Genomic DNA, 5,131 nt, shown 5'->3' with positions numbered 1-5,131 from the left:
GCGCCGCGCCAGCGCCGCGGGCGGAACGGGCTGATCGGCGTCAGCGCCAGCATGTTCGATCCGAGCGGCAGGATCGGCCCTTGCGCCGAAAGGTTGTACGCGGTCGACCCGGCTGGCGTCGCCACCAATATGCCATCGCACGCCAGTTCGGGCAGGACGATCCGGTCGTTGACGGTAACCTCCAAATTCGCGGTCTGGCGCGTTTCGCGCAGCAGCGAGACTTCGTTGATCGCGGGCAAGGAGAATGTCTCGCCGGAAACCGTGATCGCGGTCATCGCCAGCGGCACGACCTTGAACGGCTTGGTGCGCTCAAGCCGGGTGTCGAGCCCGTGCGCCCGCCATTCGTTCATCAGGAATCCGACGGTGCCGAGGTTCATCCCGAACACCGGCACGACCGGTTTGCGCCGTTCGAGCATTGCGTGGAGCGTTTGCAGCATGAAGCCATCGCCACCCAGCGCGACGATCAGATCGGCATCTTGCGGCGCGACCCAATCATGCGCGTCGGCGAGCATTGCGGCCGCCGCCTGCGCGGGCGGCGTCGGGGAGGCAACGAGCGCGCGGCGTTGCGGCAACGTCATCCGCCGGTGACGCTCATGTGGCGGGCGACGGCGGGCGCCGCGGCCGAGATATCGAAATCATGGCGCGCGGGCTTGGTCAGCATCGCCGCGTCGAGCGCGGCATCGAGTCCGCCAACGCCTTCGCCGCGCAGGATCGCTTTCAAATCGACCTGATCGTCATGGCCGAGGCAGGTGTAGAGCACCCCCTCGGTGGTCAGCCGAACGCGGTTGCACGTATCGCAGAAATTCCCGGTCAGCGGTGAGATCAGGCCCAGCTTTGTCTCCGTCCCCGAAACGCGCCAATAGCGGGCCGGGCCACCGCTGCGATACGGGTCGCGCAGCAAGGCGAAGTTGCGCGAGAGATCGTCGAACACCGCGGTCAGCGGCAGGAAGCGGTCGGTGCGATCCTCGTCGATCTGGCCGAGCGGCATCGTCTCGATCAGCGTCAGGTCGATGCCTTCCTCGACGCACCAGCGTAGCATCGGCGCGATTTCCTGTTCGTTCAGGCCCTTCAGCGCGACCATGTTGATCTTGACCGCGAGCCCCGCATCGCGCGCGGCGCGAATGCCGCCTATCACGCGCGCCACATCGCCGTGACGGGTGATGTAGCGAAACGTGTCGGGATCGAGGCTGTCGAGGCTGACATTGATCCGGCGCATCCCCGCCGCAACGAGCGCGGGGGCATGTTCGGCCAGCGCATTGCCGTTGGTCGTCATCGTCAGTTCGTCGAGCCCGGCTCCGATATGCCGCCCGAGGCGCTTAACCAATTGTCCGACATCGCGCCGCACCAAGGGCTCGCCACCGCTCAGCCGGATCTTGGTGATGCCGCGCGCGATGAAGCGTTCGGCGATGATCGCGATTTCCTCGAGGCTCAGCACCGCCGCCTTGGGCAGGAAGGTCATCTGTTCGGCCATGCAATAGCGGCAGCGCAGGTCGCAGCGATCGGTCACCGAAATCCGCAAATAGCTGATCGTACGGCCGTGGCGGTCGATAAGGGCGGGGCCAATGTCCATGCTGTGTGGAGCTAAGCGTTCGCAGGGGCGGTAACAAGGGCGATTAACGGGGCGATTAACGGGCGCGATTAACAGGGGCGAACGCGTGCCCCTTCTTTAACCTGCCGTCCCGCATTAGGGTCGTGCCATGCCCGCCGCTCCAGCCCCGCTGTTCATCCTGTCTTTTCGGCAACGCGATGAGCTGGCGTCGCTGGCAGCGGGTGCCGGCTGGCAAGTCGTCGCGGCGCGCCGCGTGGGCGGGGCCGAGCGGCGCTTTCTTTCCAGCGGCGCGGCGGTCGCGGTGATCGACGCGCGCGGTGCCCCGGGCGACGGGCTGGCGGCGGTGGCAATGCTGGGTGACGCGGTCGAGGCGAATGGCGGCGCGATGCTCGCGTTGGTGTCACGCGGCGAGACGGCGATGATCGCCGCTTTGTTCGATGCGGGCGCGACGCATTTCCTCGCAAGCCCGTTCAGCGACGCCGAATTACTGCAGGCATTGCGCTTCGCGGCGCGCCACGCCGAACGGATGGCGCGTGAGTGGCAGGCCGGGCCGTCCTTCGCGCCGCTCGGCTGGCGCTATGATCTGGTCACGCGCGTTTTGATCCTGACGCCGGGGCTGTCGGCGTTGCTCGGGATCGAAGACGAATTCGGGGCGCGCGCCTTGCTGCGCCGGCTCGATCCTGGCGACCGCGCCGCAGCGCTCACGGCCTTGCGCCGGATGACCCGCGCCCGGCCTGCGACCGCCTTCGCGCACGATGCCACCAGGGTCGGGCGGGTCGTGCAGCATCTGCAACTCGACATTGCGGCACAGCATATCGATGCGGTGGTCGAGCCGCTCGGCAGCGCGCCCGAGCCTGCCGCTGAGATGCGCGAGGCGCTGGCGGGCGCACGCGATGCGGGAAGCGCGCGACGCTGGCTGACGCGACGGCTGGCGAACCCTGAGGCGATACCGCTGCACGCGATGCTGATCGCGCTCAACCGCTTCGACATGGTCAACACCGCCTATGGCCGCACCGCGGGCGATGCGCTGCTGCGGTCGGCGCAGAAGCGGATCGACGATGTCGTCCATGAAGTGCTGGGCCGCGATGCGCTGATCGCGCGGATGAGCGGATCGACCTTCGTCGTCGCCGCGACCGCACCGCGCGCGCGGATCGACCTCGCGCTGGAACGCATCGCCGGCGAGCTCGCGCGGCCGTTTGTGACGGGCGAATCGATCGCGGTGCTCGGCTGCCGGATCGGGCTGGCCGAGGCGCGTCCCGACGATAGCGCCGCCACCCTGCTGCGGCGCGCGAGCGAAGCGCTGGCGGAGGCCCGCGATTCGGACAGCGCGACAATGCGCGTGGCCGATAACGGGGCGGAACATGGGACTGCACCGATCGACCGGCTCGCCGTCGATCTCAATCGCGCGATGGAACGCGGCGAAATCGGGATTCTGTTTCAGCCGCAAGTCGCGGTCTCCAGCGGCGCGATCGTCGGGGTCGAGGCGCTGGCGCGGTGGGAACACGGCGTGCTCGGGTCGATCGGGGCGGAGACGCTGTTTGCGGCCGCGGCGCGCGCCGATCTCGAAATCGGGCTGTCCGACCATATCCAGAAACTTGTGCTGACGCAGGCGGCGGCCTGGCCTGCCGCACTGGCGGGGGTGCGGCTTGCGCTCAATTTGACCGCCGCCGACATTGCGCGGCCGGGATTTGCCGATTTGTTCCTCGACCGGGTCGACGCCAGCGGTTTTCCGCGGAACCGTCTCACGCTGGAAATCACCGAGAGCGGGTTGATCGAGGATCTCGGCATCGCCTCGACGCTGTTATCGGTGCTGCGCGGGGCGGGATGCCGCATTGCGATCGACGATTTCGGGACGGGCTATTCGAGCCTCGCTTATCTGAAGGCGCTGCCGCTCGATTATCTCAAGATCGACAAGAAACTGGCGCAGGACATTACCGGATCCCCGCGCGATCGGATCGTCGTGCGCGGCGTGATCGACATGGCGCGCTCGCTCGGGCTGACGGTGATTGCAGAAGGGGTTGAGACCGACGCGCAGCTCGAAGCGCTGGCGAAGGAGGGGTGCCAGATCTTTCAGGGGTTCCTGTGTTCCGAGGCCGTATCGGTAAGCGCGCTCACTGCGCTGGTCGCGAGCGCTGCATCAACGGCTTCTCGATGAAGCGATAGGTGAAGGCCGAGAGCGCGATCGTCACTGCGATCACCACGGCTTTGCGCCACAGGCTGTGATCGACCGACCCGATCGTGCGCGCCGCGAGCGTGAGGACGGGCACGTGCAACAGATAGATCGCATAGGACCAGCGCCCGAACGCCTGGAGTGGCACGCTCGACAGGATCGTGTGCGTGCGCGATCCGAACCAGATCGCCGCCACTGCGAACACCGGGATCAGCGCTGCCAGCAAGGGATAGCGCGCCGCGATCGCCATCACGCCGAGGCAAGCCGCAAACAGGCCGAGCACCAAGCGCGGGCGAGCGGGGGCGGCGGGCGATATCTGCCATAGCCGCGCGAGCAGCATCCCCGTCGCCAGCCCGAACACGCCGCGTGCCAGCCGATTATCGGTATGCAGCGCGACCGTCGCCGCGCACGTCGCACATCCGAACAACGCCAGCGCGAACAGGATTGCGACGGGCAGTTTCGTCGATCGCGCCACGATTGGCAGCAGCGGCAGGACGAAGACGGGCAGGAAAAGCTCGAGCGGAATACTCCACGCCGCAAAGTTGATCGAAGAGCGATTGATGACCGTCTGCACCATCAGCAGGTTCAGAATGATATTGCGCAGCGGAAGGGCGCGTCCGAGCACGATCATCGCCACCGTTCCGATCAAGTACACCGGCGCGAGCCGCCGTACGCGGCGTATGAAATAGTCGAGCAAACCAGGCCGGGCGCGGTCGAGCGCGAGGAACAGTACGAACCCGCTGAGCACGAAAAACACATCGACGCTGACCGACCATGCCCAGTTATGGTTGGGCAACCAGCCGAGACTGAGCGCCGACACCGCCGGATTGAGGCCCAGGTGCAACACCATCACGATCAGCGCGAGCACGCCGCGCATCCCGTCGAGATCGGTGAAATGTCCGCGCTGCGGCGACGTCTGCATCGGTACAAGCGCTCCCCGCCGCTTCGCCGTCGTGCTACGCAGCGTGCCGGTGAAAGTCTATCGCGTGGAGCACGGGTATGTGGAAGCTTCTAATGGCGTGCATGCTGGTGTTGTCAGCGCCGGTCATGGCGCGGGGGGCACCGACTCCGCAGGCCGCGGTCGAAGCGGCGATGGCCGACAGCGCGGCGGGGTGGTATGCGGGCGATCTGCCGCGCTTCATGGCGATCTATTCGGACGCGCCCGACACCAGCTTCGTCACCAAAACCGGCGTGTTGCGCGGCAAGGCAGGTATGGCCGAGCGCTATCGCATCAAATATGATTTCGCCAATGCCGCCAAACGCGGCGTGCTCGGCTTCGCGACGCTCGATTTCCGGCTGCTTGGTCCTGCCCATGCGCTCTACATTGGCCGCTACACGTTGACCGCCGCCGATGGCAGCGTGCAATCGGGGATGACCTCGCTGGTGTTCCGCAAGGAGCGAGCCGGCTGGCG

The 5,131-nt window shown here is 66.8% G+C and carries 5 protein-coding genes; 2 read left to right on the top strand and 3 right to left on the bottom strand.

The window, feature by feature from the left end:
• Positions 1-578 (bottom strand): NAD kinase (locus tag ABWP09_RS11670; protein WP_353205306.1); only part of this gene is annotated, 578 nt, incomplete at its 3' end.
• Positions 575-1,570, bottom strand: a complete 996-nt coding sequence (gene moaA, locus ABWP09_RS11665) for a GTP 3',8-cyclase MoaA (RefSeq protein ID WP_353205305.1) — start codon at positions 1,568-1,570, stop codon at positions 575-577. The genes moaA and ABWP09_RS11670, both read right to left, overlap by 4 nt.
• 127 nt (positions 1,571-1,697) lie before the next feature.
• Between moaA and ABWP09_RS11660 the strand changes: the two genes are divergently transcribed.
• Positions 1,698-3,704 carry a putative bifunctional diguanylate cyclase/phosphodiesterase gene (locus ABWP09_RS11660; RefSeq protein WP_353205304.1) on the top strand — a complete coding sequence of 669 codons (2,007 nt, stop codon included), beginning with the start codon at positions 1,698-1,700 and terminating at the stop codon, positions 3,702-3,704.
• On the opposite strand, the gene ABWP09_RS11655 is transcribed toward ABWP09_RS11660, so the two are convergent.
• The gene (locus ABWP09_RS11655) at positions 3,661-4,641 is read right to left on the bottom strand and encodes an acyltransferase family protein (protein ID WP_353205303.1); all 981 of its coding nucleotides are present in this window, start codon (positions 4,639-4,641) and stop codon (positions 3,661-3,663) included. The two genes, ABWP09_RS11660 and ABWP09_RS11655, sit on opposite strands and share 44 nt — an antisense overlap.
• A gap of 77 nt (positions 4,642-4,718) precedes the next feature.
• Here ABWP09_RS11655 and ABWP09_RS11650 point away from each other — a divergent pair.
• A partial coding sequence (locus ABWP09_RS11650) for a DUF4440 domain-containing protein (RefSeq protein WP_353205302.1) occupies positions 4,719-5,131 on the top strand: 413 nt, incomplete at its 3' end.

Source organism: Sphingomonas sp., from assembly GCF_040398505.1.
Classification (GTDB): Bacteria; Pseudomonadota; Alphaproteobacteria; order Sphingomonadales; family Sphingomonadaceae; genus Sphingomonas.
The sequence above is the reverse complement of the archived record's forward strand: the minus strand, read 5'-3'. Positions and strand labels throughout refer to the sequence as shown.